Here is a 16,470-nt window from a genome sequence, read left to right on the forward strand (position 1 = left end):
AGATGGTTAAAGGAGCAAATCCAGAAAAATATTACCAAATTGCTCGCAACGAAACGTTTGACATTATGCAACAACGTGGAAGCCATAACATCAATCCAAATTACGAAGATGTTTTCCGTGCTATTCACGAAGGTCGTATGGATAACACCAACGAAATGATTTTTCAAGTTGGTGCTTTCGGTGGAAATGCTCGAACTGATAGTAAACTTGGTTATTACAACGGATTGCGTCATAACGCAGCTTCTAAATGGAATGGTGGTGGCGGAATCAATGCTTTACCAACTTATTTTTATGAATTTGATAAATATGATCAAAGACGAGATGTCACAATCAATGCGTTCGAAATTAATGCTGATGATTTAACACAAGTGGTTAAAATTGACGCTTTAACAGACGGAAAATTCAGAAAGTCTTGGACAAAAGTAACAGGTCCTTCTCAAAATGTTGGAATCAATTGGCCAATTATGCGTTTTGCAGATGTTTTATTAATGTTTGCTGAGGCAGAAAATGAATTAAACGGTGGACCAACGGCTGCTGCAATAGATGCTTTGAGAGAAGTTAGAGCAAGAGCTTATGCAAACAATCCTGATAAAATGCCTGCAGTTACAGCGAATGGCTACCAAGGCTTTTTTGAGCAAATTGTACACGAAAGATTATTGGAATTTGGTGGAGAATCTATCCGAAAATATGACTTAATCAGATGGAATCTTTTAGGTCAAGTAGTAACAGAAACTCGTGCTAAATTGCAAAATTTATTAGATGGAACGGGAGAATATGCCAATGTACCTAAATACATCTATTATAAAATTGGGAAATACGATCCAACACAGACAGCCCAAAAAACTGTTTTGAGTTTAGATACTTATTTTGTTGGAAATGATAAAACAGAATTGTTCTACACTCCTTCTGTTGCTTCTACTCCAACGGGATATACACGCATAAACTGGCAAACAGGAATGGTTGCGACAATGATTAACGACGAACGAAAAGGTTGGTTACAATATTACAAACCAAATCATTCAGAATTGTTGCCAATCTATCAAGATATCATCAATACAAATTATAATTTAACACAAGATTACGGATACTAAAACACAATTATTATGAAAAAAACTTTTTATAAAATATTGATTATAGGAACAGTATTACTTACTGCAAATGCTGTAATCTCTTGTAATGATGATGAATTTCAGTCAGAATCTAACGATCCAATGAGAATGTTTACACCATTGTCTTTATCTGCCGAAAATTTTGAAACAGAAACTAAAGTCACATGGTCACCTTCTCTGTATACTAATAATATTGACGAAACTTATACAACAGAAGTTTCAAGCGATTCGTTATTTACAAATCCAAAAGATATCATTTTAACAAAAAAAACAGATTCTGCTGGAGTTGTTATTACGGATCAAGAAATTCCCGTGAGAAAAAATTTCTTTATACGTGTTAAAACAAATGCTTACGAAAACAGACCAGAATCTCACTGGTCTGTTAGTAAGCGAATTAAAATTATTGGAATCCAAATTTTGCATCCTATTTATGATCCAAATATTCTGGAGAATCAAGCAACGGTTAGTTGGGATGTAACTGCTGGAGTAACTGAATTGAGATTTCAAGCATATACACAAGTTTCTGGTCAGGATCCTGTTTATGTTAGCGATCCTATTATAAGTCAAATTACAAGTAGCGAAGCTACTGCTGGACTTAAAACAACAAAAGGGCTTAATCCAAGTACACGATATACAGTCGAAATTTATAAAGGAAATACAAGCGTTGGTTCTCAGAATTTCACGACTAAATCGTCTACAAGTTATAGTGTTATTGCTAATTCTGGCGATGATTTAATCACCTTGATTAACAATGCAAAAGATGGTGATATCATTGGATTAAATCCTGGTAAATATGATTCTGGAGATAAATTGTTTGCAATTAATGCGAAGAAAATTTCATTGATTGGAATTTCTGGAAATCCAGAAGATACAAAAGTTTCTTTCAAAGAATTTACGTTAAATGATACTGGGGCTGGTTTACATCTAAAGAATATCGAATTAGATGGAAGCGCAAATACGGCAGATTATTTAATCAATTTGACAAGCAGCAGCAGCAATGGTGCGAAGGCTAATTTTGCAAATGTATTGATTGAAAACTGTATTGTAAGTAGTGTTAAAACCTCAGCTTTCAGAGCAAATAGAGGTCCAAATAGCGGATATGTAATGGATAAATTTGAGATTAAACATTCTTTCTTCAAGAATTTCCCAGCTTCATCTTACGGATTTTTACATTTAGACAAATTAGTTTTTAACGAAGTTAATATCGAAAATTCAACATTTACAGAAGTTGGAGATTTATTTATTCGATACAGAGAAAGTATTACTACGCCATCTGCTAACGCAACAATTAATGTCAACAATTGTACAATTAATAGTTTTGGACAAAGTTCTTCTTTTCCACTATTAGACAATAATAACGTGCCGATCAAAGCTAATTTTACCAATAATATTATTGCAAATTCGCCAAGAGTTGGAGGAAGTTTATCGAGTAATAATTTAATTCGTTTAGCTACTTCAAGTACAGCTGTTTTTACGTTCAACAATTTCTATAATTTGACGAATGGTAAAGCAGCTGATTTACAAAAACTTGTTTTTCCTACTGGAGGAGTAACTTCTACGAATAATCAAGACAATGCTCTAAATTGGACAAACACAACAATTGATTTTACATTACCAGTCAATTCTCCATTAAGAACTGCATCTTCTACAGGTGCTGCGATTGGAGATCCAAGATGGTGGAATTAATTAAACGATAAAAAATGAAATCACACATCGCAATTACATTTATATTTTTAATTCATTCATGTTTATTTGCACAGAATTTACCTGCTTTTCCTTCTGCCGAAGGATATGGCAGGTACAGTTCTGGTGGACGAGGTGGAGAAGTCTATATTGTCACAAATCTCAACGATTCTGGTAAAGGAAGTTTACGATACGGAATTCAAAAAAAATTGAGCAGAACAATCGTTTTTGCTGTTTCTGGAAACATTATATTGCAATCTCCTTTGGATATTAATTACGGAAATATTTCTATTCTTGGACAAACTGCTCCTGGAGATGGTATTACGGTTTCTAATTATCCTGTAACCATCAAATCTGACAATGTAATTATTCGTTACATGAGATTTCGTTTAGGCGATTTAGCAAAAGTAGAAGGTGATGCTTTGGGTGGTCGAAATGCACAAAATATAATCATAGATCATTGTTCGGTAAGTTGGGCTACAGATGAAAACATCTCGTTTTATCGTGTCAAAAATCTTACAATTCAATGGTCTATCATATCAGAAGCTCTTAATAAATCTGTTCATATAAAAGGAGCGCATGGTTATGGTGGAATTTGGGGTGGTGAGCCTGCAAGTTTCCACCACAATCTAATTATGAGTAACAATAGTCGAAATCCTCGTTTTAGTGGGTCAGAATCAACGGTAAATCCTGAAGATGAAATGGTTGATTTTCGTAATAATGTAATTTTTAATTGGGGCGCAAATTCTATTTATGGCGGAGAAAAAGGAAAATATAATTTGATTAATAATTATTTCAAATCTGGACCAGCCACAAAACATAAAAATAGAATTGTAAATCCTTCTATTCCATATGGTAAATTTTATGTCAACGGAAATTTTGTAAAAGGTTATGCTGATATAACAGCAAATAACTGGAATGGCGGTGTACAAGCCGATGAACCTTTAAAAGCAAAAGCTGAAACTGAATTTGGTAAAAATGAAATTATCACTCATTCTACTGAAAATGCCTACAAAATGGTTCAAGCACATGCGGGAGCAAGTTTAAAACGCGATGAAGTTGATAATCGATTAATTGGTTATTTAACAAACGGATATCCAAAAAATATGACCGGAATTATTGATAGTCAAACAGAAGTTGGTGGATTTCCTACGTTAAAAACATACAATATTCCTACAGATACAGATCAAGATGGAATGGACGATGAATGGGAAAAAAGAAATAATTTGAAAGTTGGTATTAATGATGCAAACGGTTACAATTTATCAAGTCAATATACCAATTTAGAAGTTTATGCAGAATCGTTAGTTTCAGAAAAGATTAATTCAGCGAATAACAAAGTCAAAGATTATGATTTTATTGTAGCGAAAGATGGTTCTGGTCAATTCAAAACTATTCAAGAATTAATTGCTGCACTACCCGATTTTAGTCGAGTTCCTGTAAAAGTTTTGATCAAAAATGGAGTTTATAAAGAAAAAATTACCTTACCTCCTTCTAAAACGATGATTAATTTTATTGGCGAAGATCAACACAAAACCATTTTGACGTATGATGATTACGCATCAAAATTAAATAATATTGGTCAAGAAATTGGAACATCTGGTTCGGCTTCATTTTTTATTTTTGGAGACAATTTTTCAGCCGAAAATATAACATTCGAAAATAGTGCAGGCGAAGTTGGACAAGCTGTTGCTGTTCGTGTTGATGCAGATAAAATAAAATTTACAAATTGTCGGTTTTTAGGAAATCAAGATACATTGTATTTGGTAAAAAGCGGAAGCAGACAATATTTTAACAACTGTTACATCGAAGGTACAGTCGATTACATTTTCGGAGCAGGAACCGCTTATTTTGAGAACTGTCAGCTAAATAATAAAGGGAAAGGATACATTACAGCGGCATCAACGACAGAAGATCAGAAATACGGTTTCGTTTTCGAGAATTGTAAAATTTCAGGAAACAATCAAGATTCTCATCATTTGGGAAGACCTTGGCGACCTTTTGCTCAAACTGCTTTTATCAATTGCGACATAGATTTGTCTGTCAAAGCGGAAGGTTGGAACAATTGGGGAAAAGTTGCAAATGAATCTACAGCTCGCTACTCCGAATATAAATCTACAGGTAAACATATCGCAAATAAAAGAGTTAAATGGAGTCGTCAATTAACTGCTCAAGAAGCTTTAGCATTCTCTAAAAATAATGTTTTGGGTGATTGGATCGTCAATTAAACTCCTCACTAATTTTAAAAATTAATACGTATGAAAAAAATTATTGCCACAATAACAACATTAATCCTTGTCACTTCTTGTAGTAACAGATTGGTTCAACATGAAAACAATGGATTTACCTATTCCGAAATTTCTATAAAAGAAGGTGGAAAATGGGTAGATGGAAAAAGAGGTCATAAAGAATATGAAGGCGGAACATTTCGAAATGTACAAGAACATACGCTTGATCCACAACATACCGATCATGCTTTCGATATTCGATACGAAGGTCCAGGTTGGGAAAATCAAAATGTTGGTTATCGCTTGTATTTGGATTGGAGAAATGCGGTTGATATTTTCGGGAAAAAGGTAAAAACACAAGTTTTGCAAGATGTTGGACAAGATGGTTTTGATTCTTATCACGAACCTCTTCCTTGGGGACAAGATATCTTGAAAGCTGGGAAATCGCTTGGAATTGGTGGTTTTGGGCGATTAGTGAATGATACAGTTGCGCATTTGCATCAAGTTGAGAATACATATGTCAAAGTAAAAAACAGTAAAAATGTTTCGAGTTTTGAAATTGATTATTCTAAATGGAAAACTGCGGATCACACAACAGATGTAAAAGCAAAAGTTTCGATTTATCCTTATGATCGTTTTTCTAAATTTGAATTGAAAACTTCTGTCTTAACGAATGGTTTAACAACTGGTTTGGTAAAATTCAAAAATATTCCGTTGCAGCAAAAGAAAAGCGCAAATGGAAGTTGGGGATATATCTCAACTTACGGAAAACAAACTTTAGTTGACAAAAATGATTTGCTTGGAATGGCAATTTTCTATAAATCGGATGAGGTAGAAAAATTAGTAGACGGAAAAGATGATCATTTAATTGTTTTCAAACCGACAACCAAAACAATGACATATTATATTTTGGCAGCTTGGGCACAAGAGCCAAATGGACTTAAAAACGAAACTGAATTCTACAATGATTTGAATTCGAAATTAGTTCAATTAGAAAAGTCTAATCGTTTATAAATAATTGATGATGAAAAACATTTTAAAAACAACGGTTTGTGGTTTGATGATAATTTCGAGTACGTCTTGTATCAGTCAGAAAAAAAATACAGAAGATATTCTTGTCAATCCAAAGTTAAAATGGTCAGAACGAATGGCAATTTCAGAGACTATTCGTTTCCCTGATCCTACACTTTTAGATTTTCAAAACAAACCACGTTGGAGTTATACAAATGGATTGGTTTTAGACGCTATGTACAAAGTATATGAGCAAACAAATAACCAAACAGTGTATAATTATATCTACATTTATGCAAATAGAATGATTGATTCGAACGGAAAAATTGATACGTATAAATTCGAGAATTATAATTTAGATATGATCAAATCTGGCGACGCAATTTTTGATTTATATGAAAAAACAAAAGAAAATCGTTTCAAAATTGCAATGGAAACGTTGGATAAGCAATTAGAACAACAACCAACAACAACGGAAGGCGGATATTGGCACAAAAAAATCTACCCAAATCAGATGTGGTTAGATGGTGTTTACATGGCCGAACCTTTTCATGCAAAATATGCAACAAAATTTCAGAGCACAACTGAAGCGAAGAAATCGTACGATAAAATTGTTTTACAATTTGACTTAATCGAAAAATATAACCGCGATCCAAAAACTGGTTTATATTATCATGGTTGGGACGAAAGCAGAAAAGAAAAATGGTCAAATAGTACAACAGGTCTTTCTCAACACTTCTGGTCGCGAGGAATGGGTTGGTACGGAATGGCTTTAGTTGATGTGTTAGATTATTTGCCAAAAGATTATCAAGGTCGTGATAAATTAATCAAATACCTTAATCAATATGCGGAAGCGATTGTGAAGGTTCAACATTCTTCGGGGACTTGGTATCAAGTTTTGGATCAAGGAAATAGAACAGGGAATTATTTGGAAGCTACAGGTACTTCGATGTACGTTTATACGTTAGCAAAAGGTGTTAACAAAGGTTATTTGCCAAAATCACACATGAAAAATGCCAAAAAAGGATTTGAAGGAATTTTAAAAGAGTTTATTCAAGTTGATGAAAAAGGTATTGTAAGTTTAGAAAAATGCTGTGCTGTTGCAGGTTTAGGAGGAAATCCTTATCGCGATGGTTCTTACGAATATTACATTAGTGAAGAAATAAGAGCAAATGATCCAAAAGGAACTGGACCATTTATATTAGCTGCATTAGAATTAAATCGTTAATCGCCATGAAATCAACATTAATTCTCCTATCATTATTAGGATTAAATTTCTTGCCTATACACGCTCAAAAATCAAATGTTTGGGTATCAGATTTAGGAAACGGAACATACAAAAACCCTGTTTTATATGCAGATTATTCTGATCCTGATGCAATTCGTGTCGGTGATGATTTTTTCATGACAGCTTCCAGTTTTAATGAAGCGCCAGGTTTACCAATTTTACATTCAACTGATATGATTAATTGGAAATTGGTCAATCATGCCCTACCCGATGTTTTTCCTATCAAACATTTTAGCACGCCAAAAAGAGGCGATGGTGTTTGGGCGCCGAGTATCAGATTTCATAACAACGAATATTATATTTATTGGGGCGATCCAGATTTCGGAATTTATATGGTTAAAACCAAAAATCCTTTCGGGAAATGGGAAGATCCAATTTTAGTTGAAGAAGGAAAAGGTATTATTGATACATGTCCGTTTTGGGATGAGGACGGAAATGCCTATATCGTGCATGGTTGGGCAGGAAGTCGCGCTGGCGTAAAAAGCCTTTTGACAATCAAAAAAATGAATGCGGAAGGAACAAAAGTCTTAGATAAAGGAAAACACATTTTCGATGGACACGAAAATCACCCAACTGTCGAAGGACCAAAAGTTTATAAACGCAACGGTTTTTATTATATTTTTGCTCCTGCAGGTGGTGTAGCTACTGGTAGGCAATTGGTTTTACGTTCAAAAAATATTTATGGACCTTATGATGAAAAAATTGTTTTAGAACAAGGAAAATCAACTATCAATGGACCTCATCAAGGTGCTTGGGTGGATACAAAAAATGGAGAAGATTGGTTCTATCATTTTCAAGATGCAGATACGTATGGACGAATTGTTCATCTTCAACCAATGAAGTGGATCAACGATTGGCCGTTTATTGGTGTAGATCAAGATAAAAATGGAATTGGAGAACCTGTTTTGACATATAAAAAACCTACAATTTCGAATAAATCTGAAATTATAAATCCTTCGGAAACGGATGATTTTAAAGGAAATGATATTGGATTACAATGGCAATGGAGTGCAAATCCTTCAATTGTTTGGTACAGTAAGTTAGCAAATCAAAATTTTCTTCGTCTTTTCTCGATCAAAGTTCCTGAAAATTCGAATAATCTTTGGACGGTTCCTAATTTGTTAACGCAGAAATTTCCTGCACCAAATTTCACAGCTTCAACAAAAGTAAAACTTACGCCTGAAGATGCTACAGAAGGGAAAACTGCTGGTTTATTAATCATGGGAACAGATTATCAATCTTTAGTTATCACAAATAAAAAAGATGGATATTATTTACAATTGATTCGTGCAGAAAAAGCAGAGAAAAATAATCCCGAAAAAATTCTATCCGAAGTAAAATTATCAACTAATGAAGTTTTCTTGAAAGTAAAAGTGAGCGAACCAAACGGAATTTGTCAATTTAGTTTTAGTGAAAACGGAAAAAAATATACATCAATCGGAGAACCATTTCAAGCTAAACCAGGAAAATGGATTGGAGCAAAAGTTGGTATATATAGTATGAGTTCTCAAGATGCGAAACGTGGTGGTTATGCTGATTTTGATTGGTTCAGAATAGATAAAAACGAGAAATAATGAAGACAAAACAATTTTTATATACTTTAATTTGCTTCATTACTATGTCAATTTTTTGTCATGCACAAAAAGGAAAATCAATCACAATTTTCTTAATAGGAGATTCAACTGTTGCAGATTATACAGGCGATTATGATCCTGGTAAAAACTATATGAAAAACAGATATCCAATTGCTGGTTGGGGACAAGAATTTCAACCATTTTTTGCAAAAGATAGCGTACAAGATGTGAAACATTTAGCGAATAAAAATATCATCGTCAAGGATAAAGCAAAAGGTGGTCGAAGTACGCGTACTTTTTTTCAAGAAGGTAGATGGCGAGAGGTCTATTCACAACTAAAAGAAGGTGATTACGTGTTGATTCAATTTGGACATAATGATGCCGCCGAAGATAAACCAGAACGATTTGTAAATTTAGAAGGTTACAAGGAATTTTTGAGATTATATGTGGATCAAACAAGAGAAAAAGGTGCAATTCCGATTATTCTAAGTCCCGTTGCAAGAAATTATCCTTGGAAAAATGGAAAGCTAGAAAATGTACATGGCGAATATCCATTTGTCGCTAAAGAAATTGCAAAAGAAAAAAATGTTGCATTCTTAGATTTGAATCAATTATCAATGGATTTTTTTAGCCAAAAAGGACAAGAATATGTAACAAAAACCTATTTCATGAATTTTGGAGCGAATTTGTACGATGCTTATCCAAATGGACAAAAAGATAACACACATTTTCAAATTGCAGGCGCAAAAGCTGTCGCATCAATTGTTTTCAAAGAATTCAAAACTATCATTCAAAACAAAAACATTAAATAATGAAAAAATACATAAAACTACTTACAGTTGCGTTAGCAATTGTTTGTTCTACTCATTTATCAGCTCAAGTTGATGAGAATATTTACAAGGATATTGAGTTTAATATGCCGAAAGTAAAAGAAACTTCGTTCCCAAATCGTATTGTTTCAATTGCTCAATATGGCGCAAAATCGGACGGAATTTTCAAAAATACAGAAGCAATCAACAAAGCTATTTCAGAAACAAGCGCGAAAGGTGGAGGAAAAGTTGTTATTCCGCGCGGAATTTGGTTGAGTGGTCCTATCGAAATTAAAAGTAATATCAATTTACATTTAGAAGATGGCGCTTTATTGATTTTTAGTAAAGATTTCAACGATTATCCTTTGGTTGAAACAAGCTTCGAAGGTCTAAATACAACGCGTACAGCTTCTCCTATTTCTGCTAAAAATGCGCAGAATATTGCGATTACAGGAAATGGAACAATCGATGGAAATGGTGATGCGTGGCGTTTTGTAAAGAAGGGTAAAATGACAGATTCTCAATGGAAAAATCTAGTTGCGTCTGGCGGAGTTTTATCAGATGATAAAAAAACGTGGTTTCCAAGTGAAGGCTCTAAATTAGGTTATATCAGCAGTTCTAATTTTAATGTTCCTGATAAAATCAACAAAGAAGATTTAATTAAAGTAAGAGATTTTTTACGCCCAGTAATGGTTAGCATTGTCAATTCGGATCGTGTACTTTTAGATGGTCCAACGTTTCAAAATTCACCTGCATGGAATATTCATCCATTAATGAGTTCGAATATTATCATTCGAAATTTGAATGTTAGAAATCCTTGGTATTCGCAAAATGGAGATGGATTGGATTTAGAATCTTGTAAAAATGTGTTGATTTACAACAATACGTTTGATGTTGGTGATGATGCAATTTGTATCAAATCTGGAAAAGATAAAGATGGTCGCGATCGTGGAATTCCTACTGAAAATGTAATTATCAAAAATAACACAGTTTATCATGCGCACGGCGGATTTGTGATTGGTAGCGAAATGTCTGGTGGCGTTCGTAATGTTCATGTTTCTGGTGCAACTTTTATCGGAACAGATATTGGTTTAAGATTCAAAACGACTCGTGGACGTGGTGGATTAATCGAAAATATTTATATCTCTAATATTGATATGATTAATATTCCTGCGCAAGCAATTGGTTTTAACATGTTTTACGAAGGAAATTCTCCAATTGTAGAAGATGATCAAAATGCAGATGACGAAAAAAGGAATGATAAAAAAGTTCCTGTAACAGAGGAAACCCCAACAATTCGAAATATATTTTTCAAAAACATTAATGTTGTAAGTTCTCACGAAGCTTTGTTTATCATGGGACTTGCAGAAATGAATATTAAAAATATTGTGGTTGAAAATTCTACTTTCGACACAAAAAAAGCTTTAAGTATTATTGATGCTGATGGAATTCAACTGAAAAATGTAAAATTCAATTACAAAGACGGAAAAGCGGTTACAATTTTTAATAGTAAAAATGTTGATTTAAGCACTACTGAATTCAAGTCTGCTACAACTCCAGAAATTAAGATTATTGGTAATGAATCTGATAAAATTAAGTTACCAAAAGCATTTGATAAGAAGAATGTAACAAGTTCTAAAGAAGTCAAAAAGAATGCAGTTATCAATTAAAAAGATTTTGTTTGTTTTTATGATGCATATGGTGATAGCCTTCGGTCAAGTTGAGAGACCGAAGGCTTCGCCTTATACAATCGAAACGACTTACAAAAAATTAAAGAAAAATTACCCTTTTATTACGCCGATTTCTTCGAAAAACTTTGAAAATATAAATGCTTTTGAGGATATAATTTATCAAGAAAAACATCAATTAAAAGCTGATATTTATCAACCAAAAAATCAAACTAAACCCTCTATAGCAATTGTTCTTGTACATGGTGGAGGTTGGATTTCGGGTAGCAAAGAGAATCAAAAACCAATGGCTCAAGCGTTGACTTCAGCTGGTTTTGTAACAATGGCGATAAATTATAGATTAAGTGATGTTGCAAAATATCCAGCTCCTTTAGAAGATATGGATGATGCAGTTAATTATTTGATAAATAATCGTAAAAAATACAAACTCGATCAATCTAAAATCGTTATTCTTGGCGCTTCTGCTGGTGCTCAATTGGCAACACTTTACGGCGTAAAATCAAAGAAAATTGCTGCAATTATAAATGTTGATGGAATTGTTTCTTTTATTCATCCCGAAGCTGAAGAAGGTACTTATGCCAGTTATTTTTTCGGTTATACGAAACAAGATAATTTTGAACTTTGGAAAGAAGCTTCTCCTTTAGAATATGTTACTTCTAAAACGCCTCCTACTCTATTTATCAATAGTTCACAACCGAGATTTCGAGCTGGTAGAGATGATATGATGAAAAAATTAAATGATTATCATATTCTAAATGAAGCATACGAAATTAAGAATTCGCCCCATTCTTTTTGGTTGATGAACCCTTGGTTTGATGAAACGAAACACTACATTATTGATTTTTTAACGAAACGATTTAACAAATGAAAATCATTCAATTCATTTTTATAGTTTGTTTACATTTCATCTTTATCAATGTAAATGCTCAGTACAAAACAATTACTGTTGCAAAAGATCAACAAGCAGATTTTACATCTATTCAAGAAGCTATTAATTCTTTGAGAGATTTAGGACCTGATCAAGCTTTAATTCTTGTTAAAAATGGTGTTTATCACGAAAAAATTAGAATTCCTTCTTGGAAACATAAAATAACGATAAAAGGTGAAGATTCGGAGAAAACTATTATTACTAATAATGATTTTTCTGGAAAAATAGATGGTTTAACAAATCAAAAAATGACAACCTATAATTCCTACACTTTTTTGGTTGAAGCAGATGATATTCAGTTAGAAAATCTTACGATTCAAAACGAAAGTTGTAACCAAGGACAAGCTGTTGCGTTGCATGTGGAAGGCGATAAATTTGTGGCAAAAAATATTCGATTATTAGGATGTCAAGACACATTGTATACTGCAACAAACAGAAGTCGTCAATATTATCAAAATTGTTATATCGAAGGAACGACAGATTTTATTTTTGGTGAAGCAATTGCTGTTTTTGAGAATTGTACCATAAAAAGTTTGGCTAATTCTTATATTACAGCTGCGGCAACACATCAAGAGCAAGAATTTGGTTATGTTTTTTTCAATTGTAGTCTTATTGCAGAAGACAATTTGACAAAAGTTTATTTGGGAAGACCTTGGCGTCCTTTTGCCAAAACAGTTTTTATACATACCGAAATGGGAAAACATATTCTTCCTATTGGCTGGAACGAATGGAAAGGTGATGCAATGTTTCCAGATAAAGAAAAAACAGCTTATTATGCAGAATATAAAAGTAAAGGTTTAGGAAATAATCCTCAAAAAAGAGCAAGTTGGTCGCATCAATTAACCGAAAAAGAAATACAAAAATATACCATCGAGAATATTTTTAACGGATGGAATCCAAAGCAAAATTAACATGAAAAAAATAATTTTATCAACGATATTATGCTTGTTTTTTAGCATATCATTCGCCCAAAAAAGAACCCTATTTCTTGTTGGAGATTCGACAATGGCGAATAAAGAAAATCCAACTAAAAATCCTGAACATGGCTGGGGACAACTTTTGCCTGAGTTAATGAATTCTGATTTAGAAATTCAGAATCATGCGACAAATGGAAGAAGTTCTAAGAGTTTTAGAATAGAAGGAAGATGGAAAAAAGTTCAGAGTCAATTGAAAAAAGGTGATTATGTAATCATTCAATTTGGGCATAACGATCAAAAAATTGAAGATTCTGTTCGTTACACAAATCCTGTCACTCAATATCGCGCAAATTTGGAACAATATGTTACAGAAGCTCGTGCAAAAGGTGCTATTCCAATTTTAATGACTTCTATTGTTCGTCGAAATTTTAATGAAAAAGGCGTTTTGGTTGATACACATGGTTTATATCCTTTGATTGTGAGAAATGTTGCAAAAGATTTGGATGTTCCGTTTGTTGATATGCAATATTTAACAGAGAAATTGGAAATAAAATATGGTCCAGAAAACTCTAAAAAATTGCATTTACATTATCAACCAAATGAAATTGATTATTATCCAAAAGGCAAAGACGATGATACACATCTATCAAAACTTGGAGCCGAAGAAGTTTCGAAATTAGCGGTTAAAGAACTGATCAAGCTAAATATTGGCTTAGAGAAGTATGTTAAAAAATAAGTTTTTAGTTTTTATTTTAAATCAATACCCCTCAACAAAAAATTTTGAAGAGGGGTATTTTTATATTTTTTTTTAAAAAATTATTAGTCAACAATTATTCGATTATTTACTTTTTTATTTCCAATTATTGATTGATTAATAAAATTGAAAACTTCATCCAAATATTGTTTTCTCAATCCAGACCATTCATGTTTTCCTGAATTAGAGAAAATAGCAAAAGATGCTTGACTATATTTTCTATTTAAATCCTCTAAAGTAGCAGAACCATTTAAAGGAAAAAAACCTGGTTGATTATCCAAACAACTTCTGTGCGGCGCATTGTAAGCTGGTACTACATCATCGCTTAAACCATGTACATAAACTGTTGGCAAAACACTCGATTTTGTAACATAACGGTCGTCTACAATCGCTCCGGCATAACTTACTAATCCATCAATTTTAACTTGATTGAATTGATTTCCGTACCATAAATCTCTCAAATAATAAGCATTTAGAATAGTTTCTGCTCCTGCACTACTTCCTCCTAAAATTAATTTATTAATCGAAAATTTAAGTTCTTTTGAATTATTTTGAATAAAATTTAGCGCAGTTAAAACATCAAAAGAGGCTTCTTTAAAAATCATCAACTTTTCTTGTTTTGGTAAATCACACCCAAAACCAGCCGAAGAATTTGCCAATAATCTATACGAGATAGAAACAGCTATGAAACCTCTTTCTTGAGCATCTTTCATTCGTTCAATTTCTTCTTTATCCGCTCTTGTTCCTCCTGAAAATCCTCCTCCGTGTACCCAAGCAAATACATTATAGGATTGATTCTCTTTATAGTTTTTCGGATAATAAATATCAAACGCTAAATTATTTTTTTTATCATATACTATCGTTTTCTGCGCATATGTATAACTTATCATTAAAAATAAGGCAACTAAATATTTCATTTTTCTTCTATTTTAAATAAAAATTGCTTGACTTTAACTTCTTACGTCGTCAATTTGTCAAGCAATTTACTATAAATAATTTTCCCTTTAATTATTCTATTTTTTTACGAAATAATGATTGTGCTAATCGAATGTTCTTGCGAATTCACCTCAACAGCTTCTCCTTCTATCCATAAATTATATTGATAAGGTTTATCTGTTTGATTCATCACAACCACCACAACTTTTCCGTCTTTGTTTACAAAGGAAGTTGTCATTAAATCTGAACGATTAGACGATGCCGCAATTCTTTGCGCACCTGGACGAATAAATTTTGAGAATTGACCAATGTAGTAAAACGAATTTGTATACGTAACCTGTCCATTTCTAGTATCACCATGAATTGGTGCAAAACAGAAATTTCCTACGTGATTTGGTCCTCCTTTTTCATCCAACAAAACATTCCAATCTGTCCAAGCAACTGTTCCGGAGTTAAAATCGTTGATCATATTGTAACCATATTTTTCACCCAATGCCCAATTTCCCATTTGATTGTAATCAAATTGTTCTTTACAACCTTCTGTAAAAATTAAATTAACATTTGGAAAAGCTTCATGAGTTAACGCTACATTATTGAATAAATTCACGCTTCCGTTCCATGTTTCGTACCAGTGAAAACCAACTCCCCAAACATATTTAGCAGCTTCAGAATCATTCAAAATAGTTGAAGCACGTTGATAAATTAAATCACGGTTATGATCCCACACAATAATTTTTTTGTCTTTTAATCCTTTTTGGTGAAAAGTCGGACCTAAATTATTTTTCAAGAAATCACGTTCTTCTTCAGCTGTATAAATACACGATTCCCATGTTTGCGTTGCCATTGGTTCGTTCTGAATAGAAACTCCCCAAATTGGTAAACCAATTTTCTCATAATTCTCGATAAATTTCACAAAATAGTTAGCCCAAGTTTGGTAATATTCAGGTTTCAAAGAACCTCCTTTCAACATACTGTTATTCGTTTTCATCCAAGCTGGCGGACTCCAAGGACTTGCATATAAACGATAAGCGTCTTTCATTTCTGCTTTTGCCATTTTTATCATCGGAATTTTATAATTCAGATCATGTCCAATGTCAAAAGTTTTCAACTCTTTATCATTGTCTTTTACATAAGTGTAACTATCGCTCGAAAAATCACTCGAATTTATTGTTGTTCTAATCAATGAATAACCAATTCCTTCTTTTTCGCTATAATAAGCTTTGATAATTTCTTGTTGCGTTTTCTTTGGCAATTTTGCTAAAACTTCCGCAGAAGCATCTGTGATTGCACCTCCAATTCCTTCAAATTTTTGGAATTTACGTTTTGGATCAATAAAAATTGCAATATCCGTTTCTTTTGGTTGCGGAAATTTTTTGACTGCTACTTTATCTGTTGATTTTGTAATTCGTTGATTGGTATTTTTTGCAGTTGTATATATTTCGATTTTCTTATTCGATAGTTTAAAATCTTGCGCATTTACTGCAAAATAATTTAACAGCAAACCTGCAATAACAGGATATTTCAAATGTGATTTTGTCATAATTA

Annotated in this window: 13 protein-coding genes; 11 read left to right on the forward strand and 2 right to left on the reverse strand. The window is 32.9% G+C overall.

Annotated elements, in window-relative coordinates; genetic code table 11:
* The 11 genes from B2217_RS12975 to B2217_RS13025 form a co-directional block, all read left to right on the forward strand.
* Positions 1–1,091: RagB/SusD family nutrient uptake outer membrane protein (locus B2217_RS12975; RefSeq protein WP_291122764.1), on the forward strand; the 1,091-nt coding region annotated here is incomplete at its 5' end.
* Between the two features lie 12 nt (positions 1,092–1,103).
* The gene (locus tag B2217_RS12980) at positions 1,104–2,795 is read left to right on the forward strand and encodes a DUF4957 domain-containing protein (protein ID WP_180906624.1); all 1,692 of its coding nucleotides are present in this window, start codon (positions 1,104–1,106) and stop codon (positions 2,793–2,795) included.
* 14 nt (positions 2,796–2,809) lie between these two features.
* Positions 2,810–5,020, forward strand: coding sequence for a pectinesterase family protein (locus tag B2217_RS12985; protein WP_180906623.1), 2,211 nt, complete (start codon positions 2,810–2,812; stop codon positions 5,018–5,020).
* 30 nt (positions 5,021–5,050) lie between these two features.
* Positions 5,051–6,034, forward strand: a complete 984-nt coding sequence (locus B2217_RS12990) for a DUF4861 family protein (RefSeq protein WP_180906622.1) — start codon at positions 5,051–5,053, stop codon at positions 6,032–6,034.
* A 10-nt stretch (positions 6,035–6,044) separates the two neighbouring features.
* Positions 6,045–7,259: a glycoside hydrolase family 88/105 protein gene (locus tag B2217_RS12995; RefSeq protein WP_291122767.1), complete on the forward strand. Its 1,215-nt coding sequence runs from the start codon at positions 6,045–6,047 to the stop codon at positions 7,257–7,259.
* Between the two features lie 5 nt (positions 7,260–7,264).
* Positions 7,265–8,893: a glycoside hydrolase 43 family protein gene (locus B2217_RS13000; RefSeq protein WP_291122769.1), complete on the forward strand. Its 1,629-nt coding sequence runs from the start codon at positions 7,265–7,267 to the stop codon at positions 8,891–8,893.
* 44 nt (positions 8,894–8,937) lie between these two features.
* Entirely contained in the window at positions 8,938–9,705 is a 768-nt protein-coding gene (locus B2217_RS13005) for a rhamnogalacturonan acetylesterase (protein ID WP_244958043.1), read from the forward strand.
* Entirely contained in the window at positions 9,705–11,372 is a 1,668-nt protein-coding gene (locus tag B2217_RS13010; protein ID WP_038330453.1) for a glycoside hydrolase family 28 protein, read from the forward strand. Before B2217_RS13005 ends, B2217_RS13010 begins: the two co-directional genes overlap by 1 nt.
* Positions 11,356–12,258 (forward strand): alpha/beta hydrolase, encoded by a 903-nt coding sequence (locus tag B2217_RS13015; RefSeq protein ID WP_084106810.1) that lies wholly within the window; start codon positions 11,356–11,358, stop codon positions 12,256–12,258. The genes B2217_RS13010 and B2217_RS13015 overlap by 17 nt, the downstream gene beginning before the upstream one ends.
* Positions 12,255–13,229, forward strand: a complete 975-nt coding sequence (locus B2217_RS13020; protein WP_038330450.1) for a pectinesterase family protein — start codon at positions 12,255–12,257, stop codon at positions 13,227–13,229. Before B2217_RS13015 ends, B2217_RS13020 begins: the two co-directional genes overlap by 4 nt.
* Before the next feature lies 1 nt (position 13,230).
* Positions 13,231–13,971, forward strand: a complete 741-nt coding sequence (locus B2217_RS13025; RefSeq protein WP_038330448.1) for a rhamnogalacturonan acetylesterase — start codon at positions 13,231–13,233, stop codon at positions 13,969–13,971.
* 83 nt (positions 13,972–14,054) lie between these two features.
* Here B2217_RS13025 and B2217_RS13030 read toward each other — a convergent pair whose 3' ends face one another.
* Together B2217_RS13030 and B2217_RS13035 are read right to left on the reverse strand one after the other, a co-directional pair.
* Positions 14,055–14,906 (reverse strand): carboxylesterase family protein, encoded by an 852-nt coding sequence (locus B2217_RS13030; protein WP_052217427.1) that lies wholly within the window; start codon positions 14,904–14,906, stop codon positions 14,055–14,057.
* Positions 14,907–15,010: 104 nt separating this feature from the next.
* Positions 15,011–16,465, reverse strand: a complete 1,455-nt coding sequence (locus B2217_RS13035) for a glycoside hydrolase family 30 protein (protein WP_291122771.1) — start codon at positions 16,463–16,465, stop codon at positions 15,011–15,013.
* Positions 16,466–16,470: the final 5 nt, after the last annotated feature.

The sequence above is a fragment of the Empedobacter sp. UBA7620 genome (assembly GCF_002484185.1).
GTDB classification, from domain to species: domain Bacteria; phylum Bacteroidota; class Bacteroidia; order Flavobacteriales; family Weeksellaceae; genus Empedobacter; species Empedobacter falsenii_C.

Bases quoted from the DNA above. Each gene is read 5' to 3' on its own strand.
- B2217_RS13035 (WP_291122771.1), bottom strand. From the start codon at position 16,465: ATGACAAAATCACATTTGAAATATCCTGTTATTGCAGGTTTGCTGTTA.
- B2217_RS12980 (WP_180906624.1), top strand. From the start codon at position 1,104: ATGAAAAAAACTTTTTATAAAATATTGATTATAGGAACAGTATTACTT.
- B2217_RS13015 (WP_084106810.1), top strand. From the start codon at position 11,356: ATGCAGTTATCAATTAAAAAGATTTTGTTTGTTTTTATGATGCATATG.
- B2217_RS12990 (WP_180906622.1), top strand. From the start codon at position 5,051: ATGAAAAAAATTATTGCCACAATAACAACATTAATCCTTGTCACTTCT.
- B2217_RS12995 (WP_291122767.1), top strand. From the start codon at position 6,045: ATGAAAAACATTTTAAAAACAACGGTTTGTGGTTTGATGATAATTTCG.
- B2217_RS13010 (WP_038330453.1), top strand. From the start codon at position 9,705: ATGAAAAAATACATAAAACTACTTACAGTTGCGTTAGCAATTGTTTGT.
- B2217_RS12985 (WP_180906623.1), top strand. From the start codon at position 2,810: ATGAAATCACACATCGCAATTACATTTATATTTTTAATTCATTCATGT.
- B2217_RS13030 (WP_052217427.1), bottom strand. From the start codon at position 14,906: ATGAAATATTTAGTTGCCTTATTTTTAATGATAAGTTATACATATGCG.
- B2217_RS13005 (WP_244958043.1), top strand. From the start codon at position 8,938: ATGTCAATTTTTTGTCATGCACAAAAAGGAAAATCAATCACAATTTTC.
- B2217_RS13020 (WP_038330450.1), top strand. From the start codon at position 12,255: ATGAAAATCATTCAATTCATTTTTATAGTTTGTTTACATTTCATCTTT.
- B2217_RS13000 (WP_291122769.1), top strand. From the start codon at position 7,265: ATGAAATCAACATTAATTCTCCTATCATTATTAGGATTAAATTTCTTG.
- B2217_RS13025 (WP_038330448.1), top strand. From the start codon at position 13,231: ATGAAAAAAATAATTTTATCAACGATATTATGCTTGTTTTTTAGCATA.